Source organism: Pseudooceanicola lipolyticus (genome assembly GCF_002786325.1).
In the GTDB taxonomy this organism is placed as follows: Bacteria; Pseudomonadota; Alphaproteobacteria; order Rhodobacterales; family Rhodobacteraceae; genus Pseudooceanicola_C; species Pseudooceanicola_C lipolyticus.
Genome location: NZ_PGTB01000319.1, coordinates 1 through 1,834, shown reverse-complemented (window position 1 = coordinate 1,834; position 1,834 = coordinate 1). Strand labels below are relative to the sequence as shown.

Here is a 1,834-nt window from a genome sequence, read left to right as displayed (position 1 = left end):
CCGCGCGCAGCGGGCCACCGGCGCAAACACGCCACCGGCCCGGCGGCCCCGGTTGATCGAATCCCCTGCCCCGGCCTTAATGCGGGCCAATCAGGGGCAGGAGACCGGGATGCGCAGAATCGGGCTGATCATGCTGGTGGCGGCGGTGCTGGCCGCCTGCGCGCCGGCGCCGCGCCAGGTCGACACGCCGCGCCGGGCCTTCGTCAGCCATGCCCTGCCCTTCGGCGATTTTGACCCGCATGACTGGCAGGGCCGCAACCCGGCCAGCTACCCGGTCCATGGCATCGATGTGTCGCGCTATCAGGGCGAGATCGACTGGCGCCGTGCCCGCGCCGCCGGCATCGCCTTTGCCTATATCAAGGCCACCGAGGGCGGCGATTTTCTCGACCCGAAATTCGCCGAAAACCGGCAGGGCGCCCGGCGCGCCGGGATGCGCTGGGGCGCCTATCACTATTTCTATTTCTGCCGCCCGGCAGAAGACCAGGCGCGCTGGTTCATCCGGAACGTGCCGCGCGACGCGCGGGCGCTGCCGCATGTGCTGGACCTGGAATGGAACCACCGCTCGCCCACCTGCCGCCTGCGCCCGCCGGGCGCCACCGTTCGGGCCGAGGCGCGCCGTTTCCTGGCCATCCTCGAACGCCATTACGGCCGCCGCCCGATCATCTACACCACGCCGGATTTCTATCGCGACACCGGCATCGGCGATCTGGGCGGCACCGAATTCTGGCTGCGCTCGGTGGCCGGGCATCCCGGCGAGATCTATCCGGGCAAGCGCTGGACCTTCTGGCAATATACCGGCACCGGCGTGGTGCCCGGCATCGACGGCCCGGTCGACATCAATGCCTTTGCCGGCACTGCCGACAGCTGGCAGGCCTGGGCGCAATAACCCCTGGCTTCTGCCCTTTCAGAAATACTTTCGCCCTAAGCGGCGCGAAGCCGCGCCCGCAACGCAAGACTGAACCGACATGGCGGAGCGCCTCAGTTCGGCGCCGCCACCTCGGTGCCGGCCCGGTTCAGCAGCGCCGAGACCGGCGCCAGCGCCACCCGGCCGGCGCGGTCCTGCAACCCCCACAACAGCAGCGCCGAAATCGTCGCCGGCCGCACCCGGCCCAGCATCACCACCCCGCCCTCTTGGCTGGCGCGGAACGCCGCATGGTCCAGGAACCGGCGCATCACCGTCGGGCTCTGCCCGGCGCCGTCGAAATCGCGGAACACCGGCAACGCCTTGACCCCGTCGCGCAGCGCCAGGCGCTGCACCGTGTTCAGCCCCGAGCCCTGGGTGATCAGGCCGCGCCCGGTGCTGCCGGCAAAATCACTCACCTGGTCGGACAGGCCGCGATTGCCCTGGATGCCGCTGCCGGTGCCTTCCAGGATCGCCAGCGCCTGGTCCAGGGTGGCAAAGCTGGCGGTCAGCGCCACCTCGGCATCCTGTGCCGTCGCCTGTTCCGGCAGGTCGATCAGCGCCACCACCTCGAACCCGGCGGCGCGGTGGCGCGCCATCTTCTCGGCGGCATCCGGCGCCGTGGGATCGATGGCGAAAGTCAGCGGATAGGGGAAATCCTGCAACGCCTCCACCCCCAGCGCGCCGCGGTCGTCGATCAGCACGATCGCCATCAGCGGCTTGCCCTCGGGGTTCTCGAACGGCACGGCATAGCGCTGCAGCGGCGACATCTCGGCAGCGACGCTGCCATCGGTGCCGGGAAGCGCGGCTTGCTCTGCCCCGCCGCGGCCCCGTTCGGTCAGCGGCAACACCCGTTTGCCGACGGTCGGGCGCAGCTCGCCCGGCGCACCCTCCGCCGTGGTCTCGTCCCCCAACTGCGGCAGCGCGGCCAGG

2 protein-coding genes are annotated in these 1,834 nt (G+C 70.7%); one reads left to right on the top strand and one right to left on the bottom strand.

The window, feature by feature from the left end:
• Positions 1-109: 109 nt before the first annotated feature.
• A complete protein-coding gene (locus CVM52_RS25495) occupies positions 110-886 on the top strand; it encodes a glycoside hydrolase family 25 protein (protein ID WP_100165041.1) in 777 nt (258 codons plus the stop codon).
• Positions 887-978: 92 nt separating this feature from the next.
• Here CVM52_RS25495 and CVM52_RS25490 read toward each other — a convergent pair.
• On the bottom strand, positions 979-1,834 hold an 856-nt coding region (locus CVM52_RS25490; RefSeq protein WP_133120003.1), incomplete at its 5' end, for a divergent polysaccharide deacetylase family protein.